The sequence below is a fragment of the Faecalibacterium sp. AM43-5AT genome, from assembly GCF_003603345.1.
GTDB classification, from domain to species: domain Bacteria; phylum Bacillota; class Clostridia; order Oscillospirales; family Ruminococcaceae; genus Faecalibacterium; species Faecalibacterium taiwanense.
The window spans coordinates 249,546-271,312 of sequence record NZ_QVGZ01000002.1 but is presented as its reverse complement, the minus strand read 5'-3'; the positions used below and the strand labels follow the sequence as shown (position 1 = coordinate 271,312).

The window sequence follows — 21,767 nt, the reverse complement described above, 5'->3', positions numbered from 1 at the left end:
ATGTATTCCTTCAATGGTAACAATCATGGAGATTAGTGTTTATCTGGAGATTACCAAAGGATAAATAGAAGCAGTATTAAAGCCGTTCACCACGCAGATTTTCCAGCGTGGCGAACGGCTTTTTTGCTGCCCCTATATTTACAGGTAGGAGGAATCGAAGAAGTCTTTTAATGTAATTCCTAAACCCTGACAAATTCTTTCAATCGTCTCTACGCTTAACTGCCCTCCCCGACGGGCGGTGGTTTGAATCGTGGAGTACGATATTCCGCATTTCTTTGCCAACACACACAGATTCATATCACGCGCTTGCATCAAATCCTGAACACGCTTGATCGTATCCACGAAAACTCCTCCCATCTTTTTAGTTCAAAACTTTTCCAACAACCTCGAATCTTTGCTCTGGAGATATAAGGATCGGCGAATATTTGGTGTTAAGAGAAACCAAAACCGGTTGGTTATGCACCACGCCATAGCTGTCGGTAAGGAACTCTGCTTGGGATTTGTCTGGGGTATGTTCATCGTATTTTTTCAGATATCCACAGTCATCATATACGAATATCCCGATATCCCCGCATTTAAGTTCTTCGCAGCGCTTCACCCATACGATCTGTCCGTTATGATAGCGTGGCTCCATACTATCACCGCTAACATATATCCCGAACTCGGCACCAGCCGGAACGCTACTGGCAGGCACTTGTATCTGCTGGAACATTTCACCCTCAAGAAAAGCTCCTAGACCTGCCGATACTGGCAACTCTGATACAGGCATCATTATGTAGTCGATTTCCGCGGGCTCTTCTGCGTCTGGCTGGTAGCGCCGGGATGCAATCAAGTCCATTTCGTACTCAGCGACTTTTTTTTGCCCGATGTCATTTAGAAGGGCGGGTTTCTGGAAGTTCTTTGTAAAGTAGGAAGGACCCTCCTTGATGTTCAATGCGTAGCAGATTGCAACTAGTTGGTAGATGCTAGGAGTGGTATAGCCTTTTTCCCATTTGCTGATTCCTTTATCACTGACATCGACGCCATAGTGACGGAGAAGTTCAGAGAAAGTTACAAGTGAATAGCCATTCCTTTTTCGTGTGCCTGCGAGAATCTGACCAACCTCATTGCTATCCCTCGCAGCGACTGCATCATAGCGCACTGTGGATGGGGCTATGTGCATTTTGGTGAGCGTGGTTTTCTTTTTCATAACAAGAACACTCCTTTGTGATCCGGTAGCTCTATTATAGTATAGAAAATATAAGAAATCAACAGGAAATCTCTAAAATGGCGACAAATGCGTAATTGACATCTCCATAAAGTGGGTATATAATCAAACCAAATCCACAAATAACAGCCTTTTGGTGTTATTTTCGTATGGGATTGTGTTTGTTTGGCGTTTTTTTGCGAGGTGATACTATGAGAAAAGAAAATGTAAGATGTCCAATGTGCGGAACCATGAATTATGATGTGGATCTTGATGAAACCGGTGGCTGGACAAAATGCCGTCTGTGCAAAGCAGTGACCTGCTCTATGGATGAGTGGAAAAAACATACAGTGTCCGTTCCGCTGTTGAACGAAAAACAGCTCGTGGCACGCAGTATGATTCGCAAGTAATGCACGCCGTGTTTTGATAAATCCGCAAAAAGGAGGAATTCTGATGTGTGGTGATTACAACCTTCGCCGTGAGAAAAGATACGTCGAAGTGGACGTTCGTTTTACTCCTGACGGTAAGATCCGCCCTCTTGCCATAAACTATGACAAGGCTCACACTTATGGAATTGATCGGGTCTTGGCAGTCAAACATGGGACATCACGCCTAGGCGGAAAAGGTCACTGCTTCACCTGCCTGATCTGCGGTCAGAAGCGGAATCTTTGGCTTGAACGGGGCAAGTGGTTCGTGGAAGCCTACTGCTCCGTGCCGGAAAGCTGTGCTTCGTAATGGCAAGATACTTATCCCGCGCAGATCTTTCGCACATAGCGGGTAAGTATATCGACCAGTACTATACCCGTTTCGGGATCAGTAAAGATGACCCAGAACCCATTGACCCTGAACGGCTCGCAAGTTCTGTTCTTGGGCTGAATGTGAAAATGCTGCCGCTATGCAGCGATGGAAGTATTCTAGGACTGACTGTTTTCCAGAAATGCGGTTTTACCGTAACCTTGGGGGACGGGACAAAGCTTGTGGAGGTGTTCATGCCGAAGGACGTTGTAATCGATTCCGCCCTTGCGTCAGACAGCTGCACCGGATGCCGGAATTTCACGATAGCGCATGAAGCGGCGCACCATATACTGGCTGACCTGTTTCCGAACGACTACGGAAAAGCAGTCAAGTGCCGTGGGCACATTGCCTATCGGGAACGAAACGGACAGCCCTCATGGGAAGAATGGCAGGCGAATACCCTTGCAGCGGAGCTGCTGATGCCAACATTTCTGGTCAACGCCGAAATAGAACGTGCAGCGCTGTGCCTGCCAAATGGAATCCTGTACAAATCCGCATCGGACCCGAACTATGAAAGAATTCTGGAGATGGCTGCACGGATCGGGGTATCGTGGTCTGCGATCAGGATCAGATTACAGCAGATGCAGGTCATCAACGGAAAACCCATCCACTGCCATCCATTGGACGTCATTCGATTTGGAGAATAATATGACTTGGTCAAATAATCGCTCTTTTAAGAGTAAACCGCTGAACAATATACAGCAGGCACAATTCAGCATTGGCTGGAGGTTTTGTCCGGTTTGCGGACACAAGCTCTACCAAAAAAACGAGAGCTGTTCAGGCTCTATCAGCATAAAGTGCCTCAAGTGCGGTAACATAGCAACAGTTGACTTAGCCTACCGCAGACGCTGACTTTTTTAGACAAACCACAATTTCAAAAATCGGGTGCATTGCACCCTGAATATGGACTGTTCGTCACCGAGCAACGGGCCATTGCCGCAAGGCAATGTATGAAACGCGCACCAAATAGCCGGGCAACAGCTGATAGAGTGATTCTGCTTTAGAACCGCTCTGTTAGTTGGTTGTCCGGCTATTTTTTTAGCCTTCAGGTAGCCTGCTCCCGTAAAAAGGAGCAGGCTTTATGTTTGTCCGTTTTTCATGGATGCCCCAAGCGGCGAAATATCCGTAGCCTTCCAAATTTTCGACTTTTTACGACTTATCGAAAATTTGGAGGTTTACGATGTCTTTTAATAAAGGCTATGAGTTGAAGAAGTTTGAAGCACACTGGGAAAAGTTGCGCATCGAGTACGCAGCTGCGGGAATGACGAAAGAGGCCATCCAGAAGATGTACGATTATGACCGTCAGCAATTCAATTCGGAGCGTACCTTTATCGAGCGGACGCAGGAATTCACCGCTCCTGCGTATGAAAGCTCTGAGGAAGAAGCGTCGCCTTTGATGCTACGCTATCAGGATGCGATTACCGTGACAGATACTTACCACGAAACTAAAAGCCGTTTTGCATGGATTGGTGAGATTGAGAACGAGCAGTTGCTTACTGCACTCGAAACTTTGAAAACCGAAGATTTGGAAATCATCACCATGTACGCTTACGAGGGATACGACATCACTGAAATTTCTAAAGTCTACGGCGTATCTCGGCCCACTATTAGTATCAAAATCAAGAGAATTACTAAATTTTTGAAAAACTTCAATTTCAATGCTACGAATTGACCTTTCTCGTCGGCTACCAAGTGAGAGGACAATTTCCCAAGCGGCACCTGCCGCAGGGCGAAACGTCCGACCTCAGGGACCTTGAAAACTGAATAGTTCCGTCATCTGGTACTCCGATAATGATACTTCCGTAATTCGCGGCCCGGTCACAAAGCAGACGGGGTGGCTGAAATGCCAATGAAGCGGTACAAGTCCGCTGCCAGATGTTCATGCCCCACTCGCAGGGAGCCGAGGGCGAATATGCGAGACCTTTAATCATATTGATCCGGGAACTGTCGGGTACGTTCCACGCATCCGGCAGTTCCCGTTTTTTTACGTACTCTTATTTATTCTTTATCCGAATATTCACTTTTGATACATAGGAGGACACTTTTATGGACGAGTTGAACCCCACGGTGCGCGAGCAGGAGATCTACGAGGAGATGGAGCTGACCCCTGAGATGGTCAAGTCCATCCGCACCCTCTGCGGTACCTGTCTGCGGCACTTTGTGGATGCAAAGGCATTCAAGATCGCGCTTGTACCCAGCCCAGACCGGAGCATGGACACATGCACCGTCTGCCAGATGCGGCGCGGCTATGATTATGTGGTCATGCACCGCTGACCCAACCATACCACCATACCTTGAACGAAGCTCGTTGCGGAACATCCGGCAGCGGGTTTTGCACATAACAACATGGAGGTACAATTTTGCAGCAAAACTGGAAATTCCAACGCGGAGACATCTTCTTCACCCATTTCGGGGCGAGCACCGGCTCGGAACAGCACGGTGACCGCCCGGCGGTCATTCTTCAGAATGACGTGGGCAATTATCACTCTCCGACCCTGATCGTTGCGACCATGACAAGCAAGGCGGAAAAGAAAGTAAACCAGCCGACCCACTGCCTGTTGGAAAACGCAGGGTTGAATATGCCGTCCGTTGTGCAGGCAGAGCAGATCTTCACCATCGACAAAAGCCGGGCACTGAAGTATCTGGGGCATCTGACCCCAGAGGAGATGCGCCGGGTGGATGATGCGGTTCGCATCAGCCTTGCGCTGAACCCTATGGGCAGCATCCAGCAGATAGAGCCTATCCGGCGCTCTACGGCGGTTTATGCGCCGCCTGAGGTGGTGGATGGCAAACCGCCTGTCTACCCCTATACGCCCATCCGGTCGTCCTTTGAGAACGCCGGAAGCATCGAGGAAATGATGCTGTACACCGAACTGCAATCCGCGGTTCATGCCATGATCCAGCGGCTCGAATATAGCTTCACCTTCAATCCCAGCCTGCTCACCAGCCCGAAGCGGAAGCAGCAGGTGACTGAGATCTTAGAGGAAGCCGAGAAGTACATTTGGAGAATCAAGGAGGAAATGCGATGCGCCTGAACGACAACAATACTTTCATTGGTATCAACCCGCCGTACCAGCTTTCGGTCATCCACAGCAGCAAGCTGATCTATCCCCGCGAGATCTACCAGCGGGGCGTAGAGCGCAAGAGGGTGGAGCTGATTGCAAGGGACTTCAACGAGTACATCGTTAACGAGCCGAAGGTCAGCTTCCGCAACGGCAGGTACTATGTAATGGATGGGCAGCACACCATCGAGGGCTGCATCCTCCTCAACGGCGGCGAGGACCGCCCGATCCTCTGCAAGGTCTACACCGGTCTGACGATGGAGCAGGAAGCCCTGCTCTTTGCCGAGCAGAACGGTCACGCCGCACCCCTGTCGGCGGGCATCAAGCTGCGCGCCAAGGTGGTGGGCGGCGATGCGCCTTCCAAGGCGTTTGTCGCAGCCACTAACCGGGCGGGGCTTTCCCTCAACTACGACAGTATGCAGCTGAGCGACTACCGCATCGGCTGCGTGGGCACGGCGCTGAAGCTGTACGACCAGCTGGGCGAAGAGATCTACTGCGAAGCTCTGCGGCACATCGTGGAAGCGTGGGAGGGCAAACCGGATTCCTTCCGGGCGGCTGTCCTGCGGGGCGTGATGTACTTTGTGCAGCTGTATCATGGGCAGTACAGCGAGGAGCGGCTTGTCCGTGCGCTGAGCGGCGTCCATCCCATGGAGCTCTACCGTGTCAGCCGGGATAACCCCGCCAAGCTTCCGGGCTGGCGGCGGTACGTTTACCCCATCTACACCACCTACAACGGCAAGTGCAGGAAAGACGCACTGCCGATGAAGTTCTAAGCTCAAATATCTCCTTTGGCAAGTGAGATGGTCCCCGAAAAAGACCATCACACTTTACATATAGTATTTTCTGCTGAATAATCGACATATTGAACTAGAAAGAGAGGACAGGAATGAGCGAGATCGCAGCCTGCACTTTGATTCAGGAAGAGCCTGACCGAAAGACGGAGAGGTATCTGACGATGTTCAAGGACTACCCGGATGTGGTGACGGTGGAGCATCTTCAGGAAATGCTTGGCATCTGCCGGAAGAATGCGTATCTGTTGGTCAAGCAGAATAAGATCCACTCGGCGCGTGTAGGACGCAGCTATAAGATACCAAAACTCTGCGTGGTAGAGTACCTGCTCGATCAGGATCGGCAACTTGGAGGGATGCACCTTTCAAACTCCCTTGTGCCATCCTTGCAAAACACTCCAGAATCTTCTAAACTTATGATGCCTAAGCAAAGGACGTTTGGCTGCGAACAGAAAGGAGCATAACTATGACAAATGTGGCCGGACATTTAAGAGAACAAAACGGTATGTATCAGATGATTCTGAGCTGGAAAGACACAGATGGAAAGCGCAGAACCAAATCCATCAGCACAGGACTTCCTGTTAAAGGAAACAAAAAAAGAGCTGAATCTCTGTTGCGTAAAACACAAAAAGAGTTTAACCCTGAAACGATGCAGCAGGTTTCCGACCTGCCGGTATCGGAATATCTGAACCGCTGGCTTCGGGAAAGCGTGATGAACCTTCCGCCCGAAACCTATGGCAGATATGCTTATGATCTGGGAAGAGTAGTTGTCCCATACTTTGAAAAGAAGCGGCTGTCTTTGAAAGCACTCTCTCCGCGCGATCTGGAAACGTTCTTCCGCTATGAGCGTCAGCAGGAGGAGGCCAGTGTACAGCAGCTTCTGGATTGGCACAAGGAGTTGACCGATGCCCTACAATATGCCGTTGACAATAATTGGCTGAAGGTCAGCCCCATCAAAGAAGTTGACCCCTGCCTTGATAACTCCCCGGTACTTTTCACCGACTTCATCACGGACTGGTTGAAAATGATGAAGTCACGAGTGGAAATCACAACCTATACCAGCTATGAAAGAGCAATCGTTCACAAGATCGTCCCATATTTTGAACCGCTCCACTATACATTGCAGGATATGGAACAGCATCCCAAATACATCCAAGACTTCTACCAGCATGAGTTGGATCGTGGCCTTACGGCAAACACCGTCATTCACTATCACGCCAACATCCGCAAATGCTTGCAGTACGCTTTTCAAATCGGCATGATCCGTTCCAACCCGGCAGATCGCGTTGAACGTCCTCGTAAGGAAAAGTTCAAGTCGGAGATTTACAGCGGTGAAGAACTGGAGCAGCTTTTCAAAGCGATTCAAGGTGACCCTTCGGAGTTTGGCGTTATCATGGCTGCATTCTACGGCCTGCGGCGCAGTGAAGTTGTTGGCTTGAAATGGGATGCCATTGACTTTGAAAACAAGAAAATCAGCATTCAGCATACGGTTGTGACCGCAAAGGTCAACGGAACGCTAACAGAAATCGCACGAGATAAGACAAAAACAAAGTCGAGCTGCCGGACACTTCCCCTAATCCCTGCCTGTGAGCAGATGCTCAATAAAATGAAAAAGGAGCAGGAGCAGAATCGGAAGGTCTGCGGCAAAAGCTATTGCACCGATTATCTTGACTATATCTATGTAGACCCGATGGGAAAACGGATTCGGCCCGATTTCCTGAGCCAACATTTCCCGGATTTTCTGATCGCACACCAGATGAAGCGTATCCGCTTTCACGATCTGCGCCATAGCTGCGCCAGTCTGCTCTATGCCAATGGCGTGAGCCTGAAGGAGATTCAGGAGTGGCTGGGGCACAGCGACATCAGCACGACAAGCAACATTTATACACATCTGGATTTCTCCAGTAAGGTATCTTCGGCGAATGCAATCGTCAATATCTTCCCAGAAAACGCCAAAGTATAAAAAATGGGCAAAAAAGAAAAACAGCCTAAAATCTTTCGAGCCTAAGCTGTTTTATGATGAAGTGCCGATGGTGGGACTCGAACCCACATGGTTTCCCGAACGATTTTGAGTCGTTTGCGTCTGCCATTCCGCCACATCGGCTGATATTCAATTTTGAGACATTCGTACCGGTTTCTGAAGATTGGAGGGATGTTCAGGAGGGATGTAAGAAATCCTGCTTCGACAAACCTTCAAAATTCAACGCACACTCGTGAATTTCTCGTACAGACAAGAAAAATCACGAAGCGGATTTTGAGTCGTTTGCGTCTGCCATTCCGCCACATCGGCTGATATTCAATTTTGGGACATTAGTACCGGTTTTTGAAGATTGGAGGGATGTTCAGGAGGGATGTAAGAAATCCCATTCCGACAAACTCTCAAAATTCAACGCGCCCTCGTGAATTTCTTGTGCAGATATGGAAAATCACGAAGCGGATTTTGAGTCCCCCTCGTCTGCCATTCCGACACACCGGCTGATATGCAATTCAAAAGAACGTTACTATTATAGCGGATTCTGCGCACAAAATCAAGACTGAGTTTCCGGCGGAAACACGTGGACTGTTCCCGGGCAGAGCGGGCAGAAGACGGCCGGAAAACTGCACTCCCCAATTTGCGTCGCTTTGTGCGGCACAGTACGGTGTCTGATGAGGAAATTTTACAAAAATAAAGAGCTTACGTTGATTTTACAGGATCAAAACGACACATTCCGCACCGCAGGCTGCAAGGGGTGAAGATTGACGTATTCTGGTAAAAAATAGTATAATGTTATTCGTGAAGGAATGCCGTGCGGCCAAAAACGCGCGGTTTTGCAGCGGGGGATATGCGATGATGAGCAAGAAAAACAGAACACGCCAGCAGATGGAAGAGGAAATGCGCCAGCTCCGCAAGGTGTTCATGACGGTGCGCCTGATGAAGGCGGACGAGGTGCAGGGCGGCAAAAAGGGCAGCGCGCCCTGCTATGCCCAGTGGCGGCGCAGCCGTCCGTGTGAAAACTGCGTGGCAAGGCAGGCGCTGGAAAAGAACACCCGGAAAACAAGGCTGGAATACTTTGGGCAGGAGCTGTACGAGATCACGGCCAGCTGTGTGCAGGTGGATGGCCAACTCTGTGTGCTGGAGCTGACCCGCAAGATCGACCGCAGCGTTCTGTTGGACCCGGAAAACGGTGAGCGGCTGCTCAACAGTATTACCGACGAGCGGGAAAAGCGCTACCGCGACCCGCTGACCGGTGCCTACAACCGCACCTATTACGATGAGAACTACCGCTACCGCAGCATTACCGCCGGTGTGGCGATGCTGGATATGGACGATCTGAAGTTCTCCAACGATGTTTACGGCTCCGGTGCAGGCAATAGCGTGCTGGAAACGGCGGTAAGCACCATCCGGCGCGGCCTTTCGGAAAAAGACCGCCTGATCCGCTACGACGGCGGCAGGCTGCTTTTGCTGCTGCCGGACATCCGGCAGGAACAGCTCAGCCCGCGTCTGGAACAGATCCGTCTGCAGCTGCAGGCGGCCAGCGTGCCGGGCTACTCCCGCATCCGCATGTCGGCCAGCATTGGCGGCGTGTGGATCGACGACGAAAATGTGGACGATGCGGTGCAGCACGCGGAACGGCTGATGCACTATGCACGCATCCAGAAAAACACCGTGATCACCGAGCGTCAGCCGGAGCCGCACGCCCTGCAGCCCACCCACAGCCGCCAGAGTGTGCTCATCGTGGACGACTCGGCCATGAACCGGATGCTGCTCAGCCAGATGCTGAACAGCCAGTTCGACACTGCCGAAGCGGCTTCCGGCGAGGACTGCCTACGCCTGCTGGAACAGAACCCCACCGGCATCTCCGTTGTGCTGCTGGATATCCACATGACCGGCATTGACGGCTTTACCGTGCTGGAAGCCATGAGCCAGCGCGGAATGCTGGAAGAGATCCCGGTCATCATGATCTCCAGCGAGGACAATGTGGACACGGTGCGCCGCGCCTTTGATCTGGGTGCGTCCGATTATATCAGCCGCCCCTTTGATGCAAGGGTGGTGTATCAGCGCATTACCAACACCATCCGCATGTATGCAAAGCAGCGCCGCCTGAGCGCCATGGTGGCGGATCAGGTGTCGCAAAAGGAAAAGCGCAGCCAAATGATGATCGGCATTCTGAGCCGGGTGGTGGAGCGCCGCAACGGCGAGAGCCGCACCCATGTGCAGCACATCAGCACCCTGACCGGAATGCTGCTGGACCATCTGGTGCAAAAGACCGAGACTTACCCCCTGACGCAGGAGATGCGCCGTACCATCAGCATGGCCTCGGTGCTGCACGACATTGGCAAAATGGAGATCGGGGAGCAGGTCCTGAACAGCCCGGAGCCGCGCACGCCGGAGGATGAAGAAACCATGCGCCAGCATACCCTGCTGGGTGCACGGATGCTGGAAGAGCTGGATGCCTACCGCGACGAAGATTTTGTGCGGGTAGCCTATCAGATCTGCCGCTGGCACCACGAGCGGTACGACGGCAGCGGCTACCCGGACCAGCTGGTTGGCGAACAGATCCCCATTGCGGCACAGGTGGTCGGCCTTGCGGATACCTACGAAACGCTGACCACTGGCAGCGGAAGCCAGCCGCCGGTACCCTGCGCGGCTGCAGTGCAGATGCTTTGCACCGGCGAGGCCGGGGCGTTCAATCCGGTGCTGCTGGACTGCCTGCGGGAGATCGAGAACGAGATCGACGATGCCATGCGTCGTCGGCCGGAGACCTTATAAATCAGACCGGAGAGCAGCCCGAACGGGAAAGGCCCTCCGGTTTCTTCTTTGTCCAGATGTGAAAACGAAAGTCCAGTCCTTGCCCGCAGGCGCAGGCTGTGTTACACTGTAAAAAACACAGTCAGAAATCTGCAAAAAACAGGAGGAGATCACTTTTGAAACATCTGCATCGGTTTGTGCGCCGCGCGGCGGCGTTTGTGCTGGCAGCAGCGCTGTGCGTTTGCGTGCTGGTCCCGGCGGCTTCGGCAGCCACCACTATGGGCGGCGCGGACACGACCCTGATCCCTGCCGAGGAGGAAAACTGCCTTGCATGGCTCTTTGGCACCAGTGATACCATCACCATGCCTTACCTTAACATCAAGGGAAAAGGCCTGCAGCGCAATGTTACGCTGAACCTTGTGGACTGCCTTGTGGGCATTACCTACACGGAGCTTGGCTCCATTGGCAGCTATGTCAGCGCCAGCGCCGCCCAGCAGGCGTGGAAGGCACAGGCGGTGGCCATCCATTCCTATCTGGAATACCACAAGCAGTACGGCTCCTCTTCCAATGCGCTCATCTACACTCCGGTGGATCAGATCCCGTCCTCAGCACGGGAAGCCATCCGCAGGGCGGTGGAACCGGTGAAGAACGAGGTGCTCACCTACAACGGCAGCGTCTGCGATGCCGTGTGGTCGGCCAGTGCGGGCTACAACACCCAAACCGGCGTGTACGGCACCTGCTCCAGCCGGGACGCATGGGGCACCGATGTGCCGTATCTGCAGAGCGTGGAGAGCCCCTATGAGCGGCAGTACCACAACAAGCTGCGCCGGGTCATCGGAAAAGACTATATCTATAAAGAGTATAACGACAGCCGCACCGGCGAGCCCTACGTCAGCGCCGACACCACCCACAAGGATCTGGGCGGCTTTGTGCAGTACAACACCTTTGTTTCCAATGGCCGCAGCTACCGCTATATCGGCCAGTTCGTTTCCTCCCGCTACTGCTTCGACTTTGGCGCGGACGAAAGCGGCACTCCCTGCATGACCTATTACGGCTTTGGCCATGGCGTGGGCATGAGCCAGTGCGGTGCTGTGGGTTACGCACAGGAGCAGGGCATGGGCTACCGGGAGATCCTGAGCCACTACTACACGGATGTGAGCATTTCCGCTTCCGGCAGCTCCGGCGGTGGGTTCTTTGGCTGGCTGCACAGCCTGTTCCACTGGTAAGCAGTGGAAAACTGCAAAGAAATGCGCGCAAAACCTTCTCAAATCATGCCGAATTTGGTATACTATAAATCGTGTGATTTTTTGAGAGATCATTTTAAGATAAAAAAGTTCCATAGGAGCGGAGATCGGAATGGATCAGGAAAAAGAAACCAAACGACAGGCCGAGCGCTGCCGTGCACTGGCGCAGCGCATCGTGCGGGAGCTGACTCCTGCCAGCATTCAGGTGCTGGGCGGCAGCGGCGCACTGGCCGAAGCACTGGAAAAGGCCGGCGCACAGCTGCTGCCGGAGAATGCAGAGCAGGGCACCGCTGCCCTGCTGGTGGTGGAGGATCCGGAATGGGTGGACCTGCCCGCACTGCAGTGTGCACAGGTGCTGCTGGTATGCACCGATGCATCGGCCATGGCTGACTGTGCAAAGCAGTTGGCCGCACAGGGCCTGTACCGGGATTTTGAGTGGAAGAACCGCGGCAAAGCCCAGCAGACCGCGCTGTTCTGCCGCAGCGCCGCTGTGCAGGATGCACAGCAGCTGCTGGCAGGCTACGAGATGACGCTGGACGATCTGCGAGAGCGGATGCAGCAGGCCGAGCGCACCGGCGAAGAGCTGACGGCTCAGCTGGAACGCCTGCGCAGTGATCTTTCGCTGAGCCGCAGCCATGAGCAGGATCTGGAAAAGACACTGAACAATGTGACCAGCTCTACTTTCTGGAAGATGAGCTGGCCGCTGCGCTACTTTGTCAGCAAGGGCCGTCAGCTGGCACACACCTTCCCGCCGTTCGTCTTTCTGGGCCAGCTGCGCCGGGTGGGCATTTCCGGCGTGCGTGCGCAGGCAAAGGCCAAAAAGGAATATGCGAAGCTGTTCCCGGGCAGGACCATGCGCGCCGACCGCTTTGCCAGCGCAGAGCTGCTGGTAAGGCAGGTGGCCGACCAGCCCGCCGCGCCGCGCATCAGCATCGTGGTGCCGCTGTACAATACGCCGCAGCAGTTTCTGGTGGAGCTGCTGGACTCGGTGCAGAACCAGACCTATCAGAACTGGGAGCTGTGCCTTGTGGATGCCGGTCAGGACGAGACGGTGGGCCAGACCGTAGCAGCCCGTGCTGCGGAAGACCCCCGCATCCGTTACCAGAAGCTGGAAAAGAACGAGGGCATTGCGGGCAACACCAATCAGGGCTTTGCACTGGCAACGGGCGAGTTCATCGCCCTGCTGGACCACGATGATATCCTGCACCCCTGTGCTCTGTGGTACGTGGCACAGGCCATTGCCGAACAGGGCGCAGACTTTGTGTATACGGATGAAGTGACCTTTGAGGGCGACATCGACCATCTGACCGTTTACCATTTCAAGCCGGATTATATGCTGGATAATCTGCGCTCCAACAACTATATCTGCCACCTGAGCGTGTTCAGCGCAAAGCTGCTGGCCGCTGTGGGCGGCGATGAGCGTGCAGCCTACAACGGCAGTCAGGACTATGACCTCTACCTGCGCCTGACCGAAAAGGCGCACAAGATCGTGCATATCCCGCATCTGCTGTACTACTGGCGCTCCAGCCCCACCAGCGTGGCAAGCAACATTTCGGCCAAGACCTACTGTCTGGAAGCTGCGGTCAAGGCCCTGTATGCCCACTACGAGCGTGTGGGTGTGCCGGTGGATGAAGTTTCCATGATCCCGGGTACGCCGGGCTTCTATAAGACGGACTATACCATCACAAAGCCGGGCCGGGTCAGCATCCTGATCCCAAGCTGCGACCATTCTTCCGACCTGCGCACCTGCGTGGAGTCCATCTACCGCAGGAGCACCTATGAGGATCTTGAGATCATCGTCATCGAGAACAACAGCAGGGAGCCTGCCACCTTCCGCTGCTATGAAAAGCTGCAGAAGGAGCACAAGAACCTGAAGGTGATCACATGGCAGGGCACCGGCTTCAACTACAGCGCCCTGAACAACTTTGGCGCAAAGGAAGCCACCGGCGAATACCTGCTGCTGCTCAACAACGATACCGAGGTCATTTCTCCGCGCTGGATCGAAGAAATGCTCATGTACGCCCAGCAGGACCGTGTGGGCTGCGTGGGCGCAAAGCTGCTTTATCCGGACAACACCATCCAGCACGCGGGCATCGGCTTCGGCTTTTTGACCCTTGCGGCCCACATGCACAAGAACTTCCCGGTGGGCCACCCCGGCTATATGGGACGTCTGGTCTATGCACAGGATGTGTATGCGGTCACTGCCGCCTGCCTGATGGTGCGCAGGAGCGTCTACGAGCAGGTGAACGGTCTGGACGAGAGCTTTGCTGTGGCCTTCAACGACGTGGACTTCTGCGTGCGCGTGCGTGAAGCGGGCTATACCAACGTGTTCACCCCCTTTGCACAGCTGTACCACTACGAGAGCAAGAGCCGCGGTCTGGACGAGAACCCGGTCAAGCGCAAGCGCTTTATCTCGGAGGTGGAGCGTTTCCAGAAGCGGTGGGCAAAGCAGCTGGCCGCAGGCGACCCCTGCATGAACCCGAACTTTGACCTGATGAAAGAGGACTTCAGCTTTGACATCAAACCGCTGGAGTGAACGACATGGAACTTTCTGCTTGTATTGTAGTTTATAACGGCGCGGATGAAGCGCTCAGGGCGGCACAGACCGTGCTGGACTGCACCCGCCGCCACCCGCTGACGCTGTATCTGGTGGACAACGCCAGCCCTGACGGCAGCGGCCAGTGCCTTGCAAAGGCCGCGAAGGACGGCACCCTGCACATCCGCGAGGACCAGAAGGTAGAGGTGCTCTGCCGCACAGAGAACGGCGGCTTTGGCACCGGCCACAACACGGTGCTCAGCCTGATGCAAAGCCGGGTGCACTTTATCCTGAACCCGGATATCCAGCTCACTGCGGATACGCTGAGCGACCTTGCGGACTGGATGGCACAGCACCCCGGCGTGGTGATGGCGCGGCCCGCACTCACCTTCCCGGACGGGCGGCCCCAGCGTCTGCCGCTGCGCCGGTGCAGTGTGCGGGCCATGGTGTACCGCCAGCTGCCCTGCCTGAAATTCTGGGCAAAGTACAACGAGCGCTATCTCATGGCGGACAAAGACCTGACAAAACCCACCGAGATCGAGTTCTGCACCGGCAGCTTCTCGGCCGTGGACACTGCGGTGTTCAAGGCTGTGGGCGGATTTGACGAGGACTACTTCATGTACGTGGAGGATGCCGACCTCACCCAGAAGATGCGCACCCGGGGCAAAGCGTATCTGGTGCCCCAGTATACGGCCATCCATGCATGGCACCGCGCCGCGCACCGCAGTCTGAAGCCCTTTTTGTGGCAGCTGCGCAGCCTGCTGCGCTATTTCTCCAAGTGGGGCTTTGCGTGGTAACTCCCCCAGCCAATGCCTGCGGCATTGCCAGCCCCTTCGGAGAGGGGGCCTTTTGGGCGGAACAAATGCGAGACTGAAGGAGTTTCAGAACGGCTTTTCCGGAAAATTTTTCGGGAAAGCCGTTCTTTCTTGCTTTTTGTGTGATTTGATAGTAAAATAAAGTGAACTGCTATTCCCATTTTGCCATTTTGGGCAGGGGGGAGCGGCTCCTGAATTTGTTTACAGCGGACGCAGCTCCGCTTTGAATCCATACGTCATCCGGGCGGTCTCCCGTCTGGGCGGCGTACAGCTGCACAACTTTTCAATCTATTTTAAAGGAGTGCACAAATATGAAAGGTATCATTCTTGCCGGCGGTGCCGGCACCCGGCTTTACCCGCTGACCATGGTCACCAGCAAGCAGCTGCTGCCGGTCTACGACAAGCCGATGATCTATTACCCCCTGTCCACGCTGATGCTGGCAGGCATTCAGGACATCCTGATCATCTCCACCCCGACCGATACGCCTCGCTTTGAGGCGCTGCTGGGTGATGGCAGCCAGTACGGCATCCATCTGCAGTATAAAGTTCAGCCCTCTCCGGACGGTCTGGCACAGGCCTTCATTCTGGGCGAAGAGTTCATTGGCGACGACTGCTGCGCCATGATCCTGGGCGATAACATCTTCTACGGCAACGGCTTCTCCAAGATCCTCAAGACCGCCGCCGCCAATGCGGAAAACAAAGGCCGCTGCACCGTGTTCGGCTACTATGTGCAGGACCCGGAGCGCTTTGGCATCGTGGAGTTCGACAAGGACGGCAAGGTGCTCAGCGTGGAGGAAAAGCCGCAGCATCCCAAGTCCAACTACGCCATCACCGGCCTGTACTTCTATAACAAAGAGGTTGTGAAGATGGCAAAGCAGGTCAAGCCCTCTGCCCGCGGCGAGCTGGAGATCACCACCTTGAATGACATGTATCTGAAGAAGGACGAGCTGGATGTTCAGCTGCTGGGCCGCGGTTTTGCATGGCTGGACACCGGCACCATGGACAGTCTGGTGGAGGCAGCCGATTTTGTGCGCATGATCGAGAAGCGTCAGGGCATCAAGATCAGTGCGCCGGAAGAGATCGCCTTCAAGTACGGCTGGATCGACCGCGACACCCTGCTGGAAAGCGCTGAGCGCTACGGCAAGAGTCCTTACGGCCAGCACCTGAAGAACGTTGCAGACGGCAAGCTGCGCTATTAAGCAAAAGAGAGGCATACCCATATGAAAATCATTGTTACCGGCTGCAAGGGTCAGCTGGGCACCGAGATCCTCAAGCAGCTGCGCGAAGGCCGCAGCGAGATCGGCCCCATCCCCGAAAAGCTGCTCAATGCCACGGTGATCGCCGTGGACCTGCCGGATCTGGATATCTCCAACTACAAAATGGTGGACGAGTTCATCCGCCGCAACCGCCCGGATGTCATCATCAACTGCGCTGCCTACACCAATGTGGACGGCTGCGAAGTGAACCATGATGCCGCCTTCAAGGCAAACGCCCTCGGCCCCCGCAATCTGGCACAGGCAGCGGAAAAGACCGGTGCACGACTGGTACACGTCTCCACCGATTATGTGTTCTCCGGCCGTGAGAACGGCGGCGTTGCACAGGACGAAGCCACCATTCCCGGCCCCATCAGCGCCTATGGCTCTACCAAGCTCATGGGCGAAAAGTATGTGGAGCAGTTCTGCCACCGTCACTTCATCGTGCGCACCGCGTGGCTCTACAGCTACTACGGCAAAAACTTCGTCAAGACCATCGTGAACGCAGGCAAGAAGTTTGGCAAGCTGGAAGTGGTCAATGACCAGTGCGGCAACCCCACCAACGCGGTGGATCTGGCCCACGAGATCCTGCAGCTGTGCGTGACCCACGAGTACGGCCTGTATCACTGCACCGGCGAGGGCATCTGCTCGTGGTATGATTTTGCGTCCGAGATCATCCGCCTGTCCGGCGTGGATGCCGCTGTGGCACCCTGCACCAGCGAGGAATACAAGGCAAAGCACCCGGAAAGCGCCGACCGCCCCAAGTGGAGCGCACTGGACAACCGGATGCTGCGCTGCACCGTGGGCAACGATGTGCGCGACTGGAGAGACGCTCTGGCCTGCTTCTTCGCCCACTGGGACGGCGACAACGGGATGAAAGACTGAAAAGAGGAAATTGAACCTATGAAAACCTATCTGATCACCGGCTGCGCCGGTTTTATTGGCTCCAACTTTGTGCATTATATGCTCAAGAAATACCCGGAGATCCTGCTGGTCAATCTGGATAAGCTGACCTACGCCGGCAATCTGGAAAACCTGAAGGATGTGGAGGGCGACCCCCGCCATGTGTTCGTGCAGGGCGATATCTGCGACAAGGAGCTGGTGGAAGGCCTGTTCCAGAAGTACGATTTCGATTACGTCATCAACTTTGCCGCCGAGAGCCACGTGGACCGCTCCATTAAGAACCCCGAAATTTTTGTGCAGAGCAACGTGATGGGCACGGTCAACCTGCTGCAGCGCGCCAAGGAAGCATGGTATGATGCCGATGCCAAGACTTGGAAAGAGGGCAAGAAGTACCTGCAGGTGTCCACCGATGAGGTGTACGGCGCACTGGGTGCGGACGGCTTCTTTATGGAGACCACCCCCCTGTGCCCCCACAGCCCCTATTCTTCCTCCAAGGCCAGCGCCGATATGTTCGTTATGGCATTCCACGATACCTACGGCATGCCCGTGAACATCACCCGCTGCTCCAACAACTACGGCCCCTACCAGTTCCCGGAGAAGCTGATCCCCCTGATGATCAACAACGTCAAGCACCACAAGCAGCTGCCCGTCTACGGCGACGGTATGCAGATCCGCGACTGGCTGTATGTGGAAGATCACTGCAAGGCCATCGACATGGTAGCCAACGGCGGCAAGGTCGGCGAGGTGTACAACGTGGGCGGCCACAACGAGCGCCCCAACATCTTCATCGTCAAGACCATCATCAACCAGCTGCATGACCGTCTGCAGGACGAGGGCATCAGCGAGGACCTCATCAAGCATGTGGCCGACCGTCTGGGCCACGACCGCCGCTACGGCATCGACCCCACCAAGATCAAGAACGATCTGGGCTGGTACCCCGAGACCCCCTTTGAAAAGGGCATCGTGCTGACCATTGACTGGTACCTGAACCATCAGGAGTGGATGGACCACGTCACCAGCGGTGATTACCAGAACTACTATCAGGATATGTACAAGAATAAGTAACAGCCTGTAGATCAGGCCAAACCAAAAGCCGGACAGCCCGCAAGCTGTCCGGCTTTGTTCAGTTCAAGGGGTGCTGTTCTATGCGGGGAGGGGGGAGATCAGTTGTAGAACACGGTGCAGGTCCAGTACATCTGTCTGTCAATTGTCACAACGGCAATGCCGACGTGCTTGCAACCATCATAATCAAAGGTACCAGAGTCTCTCAATTCTTTCAACAGCTCTGCCTTGCCCTCCGGGGTGTTGGCTGGAACCTTGGCAGACAGAATGTCGAATTTCCCATCCTCTCTTCTATCCAAACCCCAGCCGAAATCATCATATGAACTCCAACCATTGGTCATGCTATACCAACGATCAAAGACTTCACCTGTTTCGCTTTCTGGCAACTCAGTCTTACCGGCGGCGCGGAACTGCTCTGCCCAAACCTGCTCGGCATCAGAGAGCTGTTTTACTTCCACCAGCGGCGCAAGTTGGATGCTTGCGCGGTAGCTGTTGATCTCGCCCAGCAGCTGCTGCTTTGCCTGCTGCTCGGTCTCGGTCACAGCCCCGCAGGCGGTCAGCACCAGCAGCAGCGCACCGGTGAGCAAAAGAGCGGTCAGTCTTGCCAGTTTTTTCATAAATCTACCTCCGTTCTTTGTTGTAGCGTGGTGTTGCTTTCTTCCATACCATAAGTATATCAGACGCCGCCCGCCCCCTGCAAGCGCGATTCGATGCAAAAGAACCCCAATTCACGCAGGGAGAGAAAAATATTTCCCGCCTTTTTGGGCAAGGTGCGCAAAAAGGGAGCCCCCTCCCCGTGAAAAAGTAGTTCCGAAACGCCCGCAGGCGTTTCGGAACTACAAATAAAAATAATTCTTCCGCTGATAATGGCTAGAGCGAAGCGGAAGCCATTTCAAATCGTCCCGCTTTGGGTGGTGTCTACCACAAAATCCGCCGTCTCCGCAATGTGGTACTGCGCAAAATAGCCCTCCTCCAGCGGCACCCACCGGGCGGCAAAATTGGCATATCGCTCCCCCTCCCGCGCCTGCAGGCGGCGGGTCTGCTCTTCTTTTGCGCAGGTCAGGAACACCCGCAGCGTTTCGCAGCCGGTCAGCAGCGGGTGGTGGCTGTAGCTGCCTTCCAAAATCACCAGCGGCTGCGCGGCCAGCTCCCGCGCGGGCAGGTACGCACCCTCGCGGCAGGAATAGGCACGGTACTGCACCGGCTGGCCCTCGTAGGCTGGGCGCAGGGCTTCGTCCCGCAGGCGGGCAAGGTCCATATTGGCGCAGGGCGTTTTCTCCCAGCCGCGGATGCGCTGTGCAGGCGGCAGGTAAAAATCATCGGTGTGCAGGGTGATGCTGGCCGGGAACTGCCGGGCCAGCGTATTTGCAAGGGTGGTCTTGCCGCTGCCGCAGCGGCCATCCAGCGCCAGCACCAGCGGCTTTGTGGGCTGCTGTGCCAGTGCGGCGGCGAGGATTGAGATCAGGCTTTCCGGTGTGATGCTCTGTGGCATGGATACGTGCTCCTTTAAGAGAATATAAATTTTTTTCATTATATCACAGCCTGCGCCAAAACGGTAGAACGCACAAAAAGCGAGGTGGAGAAAAACGAGGTTTGCTGCGAATAACTTTTTTCAAGAAAAGTGTTGACAACGGCCCACCGCTGTGGTAAGATACAGTCACGTTAGAAATAACTAACCACAAGAAACAGATCGGCAGGCCGAAGCATTGAATGCTCCGCGCAAAGCCGCTTCTTTTTTGAAATCCGGGTTAGGAAAAACTAACTTATAAACACGGCACATCCGGGGAACAATAGCCCGGAGAAACAAGGCGGGAGGGCACAGACATGGAGCGCAATTTTGAAACGGTCATGATCGAACAGTGTGCCCCGGTGCTGGCCAGCCTGAAACCGGCAGGCCTGTTCCGCTATGAGACCCGCGACTGCGCCGACCTTGCACGCCGGGTGAAAAACTGGAATGCCCAGCTTCAGCCCAAGGGCCTGCGTGTGCGGGTGCTCAAGGGATGCGTGCTCAACCACCGGTATCTTGTGTATGTCTACCGCGAAAGCAGGCTGGCTGCCGTGCTGGCAGATGAAAAGGTGCAGAGCTTTCTGCGGAAGGAGGGCTACCGCCTGCCGGAAGCGGGTGAAGCACCGGATGTGGGCAATATGCTCACTCAGCTTTCCCGCAAGCTGTGCTGTTCGGCAGAATTTCCGCATGAGATCGGGGTGTTCCTTGGCTATCCACTGGGGGATGTTGTGGGCTTCATCGAGAACCGCGGCAAGAACTTTACCTGTTGCGGCTGCTGGAAGTCCTATGGCGACCCGGATGCAGCGCAGAAGCACTTTGACCAGCTGAGCAAGTGCACAGCAGTCTATCTGCGGCTGTTCCACAGTGGAACACCAATTCTCCGCCTTGCCGTGGCGGCTTAAAATTTGTCATTCTCTTTTCAAATACTCTCTTTTTATCCTGGCACCTGCTGGTGTCCACGCACTGGCAGGAAAGAAATCCTCCTTTTGACACGCGGCCGCGCGGTGCAGACTGACCACTGTACCGCGCGGCTGTGTCATTTGCTGCAAAAAGAGCACAGCAGGGCAGAGAAAAAGCTTTGTGATAGTTTACAAGATGCCGCAAAAAAAGAACGAGAAAATGTAAACAATGGCTAACTTTGATTCAATAATTTGAGTTAGTTGTTGTTGATTGTGGTGAAAAAACGGAAAAAATCGGGCAGAAAAATTGTTTGTTCATATGAACTAACTTTTAATTGTGAAAAAACTATTGACATAAAAGGTTAGTGAGCGTAAACTATCCACGTTGGTAGTTGCGGCTGACTAACCGCAGCGATATCCCAGATTCAAACAGGAAGGGAAGCGGAAGTATGATGCCTTTGACAATGGCAAAAGCAGGGGAGACCGTCACCATCAAAAAGATCACCGGCAAGGACGAGATCCGGCTGCATCTGGCAGAGCTGGGTTTTGTGGTGGACAGTGAGGTAACGGTCGTCAACGAGATCGCAGGCAACCTGATCATTCAGGTCAAGGAGAGCCGCATCGCGCTGGACAAGACCATGGCAAACCGTATCATGATTGGCTGAACAGTGCCCCGGCGCTGTTTGGGAGCTGCTCCGAAACTGGAATAGTCTCTCTATAAAGACAAGCAGAGGAGGATGGTTAAGTATGAAAACTCTGAAAGACGTAAAGGTCGGCGAGACCGCTACTGTGGCAAAGCTGCACGGTGAAGGCCCGGTCAAGCGCCGCATCATGGACATGGGCATCACCAAGGGTGTCGAGATCTATGTCCGCAAGGTGGCACCTCTGGGCGACCCCATGGAGCTGACCGTGCGCAACTACGAGCTGAGCGTGCGCAAGGCCGATGCTGAAATGATCGAAGTAGTCTGATCCCAAAGGGAGGAAGGAT

Annotated in this window: 23 protein-coding genes and 1 tRNA gene; 19 read left to right on the top strand and 5 right to left on the bottom strand. The window is 54.4% G+C overall.

Features of this window, described 5'->3' with window-relative positions; translation table 11 throughout:
• Positions 1-138: 138 nt before the first annotated feature.
• Both DW937_RS05215 and DW937_RS05210 read right to left on the bottom strand, forming a co-directional pair.
• Positions 139-342, bottom strand: coding sequence for a helix-turn-helix transcriptional regulator (locus DW937_RS05215; RefSeq protein ID WP_242888864.1), 204 nt, complete (start codon positions 340-342; stop codon positions 139-141).
• Positions 343-361: 19 nt separating this feature from the next.
• The gene (locus tag DW937_RS05210) at positions 362-1,189 is read right to left on the bottom strand and encodes a LexA family transcriptional regulator (protein ID WP_117528061.1); all 828 of its coding nucleotides are present in this window, start codon (positions 1,187-1,189) and stop codon (positions 362-364) included.
• A gap of 209 nt (positions 1,190-1,398) precedes the next feature.
• Here DW937_RS05210 and DW937_RS05205 point away from each other — a divergent pair, with 209 nt between their 5' ends.
• The 9 genes from DW937_RS05205 (at position 1,399) to DW937_RS05165 (ending at position 7,794) form a co-directional block, all read left to right on the top strand.
• Positions 1,399-1,596, top strand: a complete 198-nt coding sequence (locus DW937_RS05205; RefSeq protein ID WP_097775157.1) for a hypothetical protein — start codon at positions 1,399-1,401, stop codon at positions 1,594-1,596.
• A 43-nt stretch (positions 1,597-1,639) separates the two neighbouring features.
• A complete protein-coding gene (locus DW937_RS05200; protein ID WP_097775158.1) occupies positions 1,640-1,921 on the top strand; it encodes a hypothetical protein in 282 nt (93 codons plus the stop codon).
• Positions 1,921-2,628 (top strand): ImmA/IrrE family metallo-endopeptidase, encoded by a 708-nt coding sequence (locus DW937_RS05195; protein WP_097784816.1) that lies wholly within the window; start codon positions 1,921-1,923, stop codon positions 2,626-2,628. Before DW937_RS05200 ends, DW937_RS05195 begins: the two co-directional genes overlap by 1 nt.
• Before the next feature lie 533 nt (positions 2,629-3,161).
• A complete protein-coding gene (locus DW937_RS05190; RefSeq protein ID WP_015565818.1) occupies positions 3,162-3,653 on the top strand; it encodes a sigma-70 family RNA polymerase sigma factor in 492 nt (163 codons plus the stop codon).
• Positions 3,654-4,027: 374 nt separating this feature from the next.
• Positions 4,028-4,255, top strand: a complete 228-nt coding sequence (locus DW937_RS05185) for a hypothetical protein (RefSeq protein WP_097775161.1) — start codon at positions 4,028-4,030, stop codon at positions 4,253-4,255.
• A gap of 86 nt (positions 4,256-4,341) precedes the next feature.
• The gene (locus DW937_RS05180; RefSeq protein ID WP_097771475.1) at positions 4,342-5,016 is read left to right on the top strand and encodes a type II toxin-antitoxin system PemK/MazF family toxin; all 675 of its coding nucleotides are present in this window, start codon (positions 4,342-4,344) and stop codon (positions 5,014-5,016) included.
• Positions 5,007-5,816: a DUF6551 family protein gene (locus DW937_RS05175; protein ID WP_097775162.1), complete on the top strand. Its 810-nt coding sequence runs from the start codon at positions 5,007-5,009 to the stop codon at positions 5,814-5,816. The genes DW937_RS05180 and DW937_RS05175 overlap by 10 nt, the downstream gene beginning before the upstream one ends.
• 113 nt (positions 5,817-5,929) lie before the next feature.
• Positions 5,930-6,295: a helix-turn-helix domain-containing protein gene (locus DW937_RS05170; protein ID WP_113993110.1), complete on the top strand. Its 366-nt coding sequence runs from the start codon at positions 5,930-5,932 to the stop codon at positions 6,293-6,295.
• 2 nt (positions 6,296-6,297) lie between these two features.
• Positions 6,298-7,794 carry a site-specific integrase gene (locus tag DW937_RS05165; protein ID WP_118526504.1) on the top strand — a complete coding sequence of 499 codons (1,497 nt, stop codon included), beginning with the start codon at positions 6,298-6,300 and terminating at the stop codon, positions 7,792-7,794.
• 62 nt (positions 7,795-7,856) lie between these two features.
• Here the strand turns inward: DW937_RS05165 and DW937_RS05160 are convergent.
• Positions 7,857-7,935: transfer RNA gene (locus tag DW937_RS05160), tRNA-Leu, on the bottom strand.
• A 723-nt stretch (positions 7,936-8,658) separates the two neighbouring features.
• Between DW937_RS05160 and DW937_RS05155 the strand changes: the two genes are divergently transcribed.
• The 7 genes from DW937_RS05155 to rfbB all read left to right on the top strand — a co-directional run bounded on the left by DW937_RS05155 (position 8,659) and on the right by rfbB (position 18,376).
• Entirely contained in the window at positions 8,659-10,581 is a 1,923-nt protein-coding gene (locus DW937_RS05155) for an HD domain-containing phosphohydrolase (RefSeq protein WP_165852889.1), read from the top strand.
• Positions 10,582-10,736: 155 nt separating this feature from the next.
• Positions 10,737-11,786 carry a SpoIID/LytB domain-containing protein gene (locus DW937_RS05150; protein WP_165852888.1) on the top strand — a complete coding sequence of 350 codons (1,050 nt, stop codon included), beginning with the start codon at positions 10,737-10,739 and terminating at the stop codon, positions 11,784-11,786.
• A 130-nt stretch (positions 11,787-11,916) separates the two neighbouring features.
• A complete protein-coding gene (locus DW937_RS05145; RefSeq protein ID WP_120120326.1) occupies positions 11,917-14,340 on the top strand; it encodes a glycosyltransferase family 2 protein in 2,424 nt (807 codons plus the stop codon).
• A 5-nt stretch (positions 14,341-14,345) separates the two neighbouring features.
• Positions 14,346-15,137: a glycosyltransferase gene (locus tag DW937_RS05140; RefSeq protein WP_120120325.1), complete on the top strand. Its 792-nt coding sequence runs from the start codon at positions 14,346-14,348 to the stop codon at positions 15,135-15,137.
• A 329-nt stretch (positions 15,138-15,466) separates the two neighbouring features.
• Complete coding sequence (gene rfbA / locus DW937_RS05135) at positions 15,467-16,354, top strand: glucose-1-phosphate thymidylyltransferase RfbA (RefSeq protein ID WP_005944568.1); 888 nt, start codon at positions 15,467-15,469, stop codon at positions 16,352-16,354.
• A gap of 21 nt (positions 16,355-16,375) precedes the next feature.
• Positions 16,376-17,293, top strand: coding sequence for a dTDP-4-dehydrorhamnose reductase (rfbD, locus tag DW937_RS05130; protein WP_097775168.1), 918 nt, complete (start codon positions 16,376-16,378; stop codon positions 17,291-17,293).
• A gap of 18 nt (positions 17,294-17,311) precedes the next feature.
• Positions 17,312-18,376, top strand: coding sequence for a dTDP-glucose 4,6-dehydratase (rfbB, locus tag DW937_RS05125; protein WP_120020949.1), 1,065 nt, complete (start codon positions 17,312-17,314; stop codon positions 18,374-18,376).
• A gap of 98 nt (positions 18,377-18,474) precedes the next feature.
• On the opposite strand, the gene DW937_RS05120 is transcribed toward rfbB, so the two are convergent.
• Both DW937_RS05120 and DW937_RS05115 read right to left on the bottom strand, forming a co-directional pair.
• Complete coding sequence (locus DW937_RS05120) at positions 18,475-18,990, bottom strand: hypothetical protein (RefSeq protein ID WP_120120324.1); 516 nt, start codon at positions 18,988-18,990, stop codon at positions 18,475-18,477.
• A 275-nt stretch (positions 18,991-19,265) separates the two neighbouring features.
• A complete protein-coding gene (locus DW937_RS05115; protein ID WP_120020947.1) occupies positions 19,266-19,865 on the bottom strand; it encodes a uridine kinase in 600 nt (199 codons plus the stop codon).
• A 332-nt stretch (positions 19,866-20,197) separates the two neighbouring features.
• Between DW937_RS05115 and DW937_RS05110 the strand changes: the two genes are divergently transcribed.
• The 3 genes from DW937_RS05110 (at position 20,198) to DW937_RS05100 (ending at position 21,748) form a co-directional block, all read left to right on the top strand.
• Complete coding sequence (locus DW937_RS05110) at positions 20,198-20,782, top strand: DUF3793 family protein (protein WP_120120323.1); 585 nt, start codon at positions 20,198-20,200, stop codon at positions 20,780-20,782.
• 446 nt (positions 20,783-21,228) lie between these two features.
• Entirely contained in the window at positions 21,229-21,444 is a 216-nt protein-coding gene (locus tag DW937_RS05105; RefSeq protein WP_005944556.1) for a FeoA family protein, read from the top strand.
• An 82-nt stretch (positions 21,445-21,526) separates the two neighbouring features.
• The gene (locus tag DW937_RS05100; protein WP_005944554.1) at positions 21,527-21,748 is read left to right on the top strand and encodes a FeoA family protein; all 222 of its coding nucleotides are present in this window, start codon (positions 21,527-21,529) and stop codon (positions 21,746-21,748) included.
• Positions 21,749-21,767: the final 19 nt, after the last annotated feature.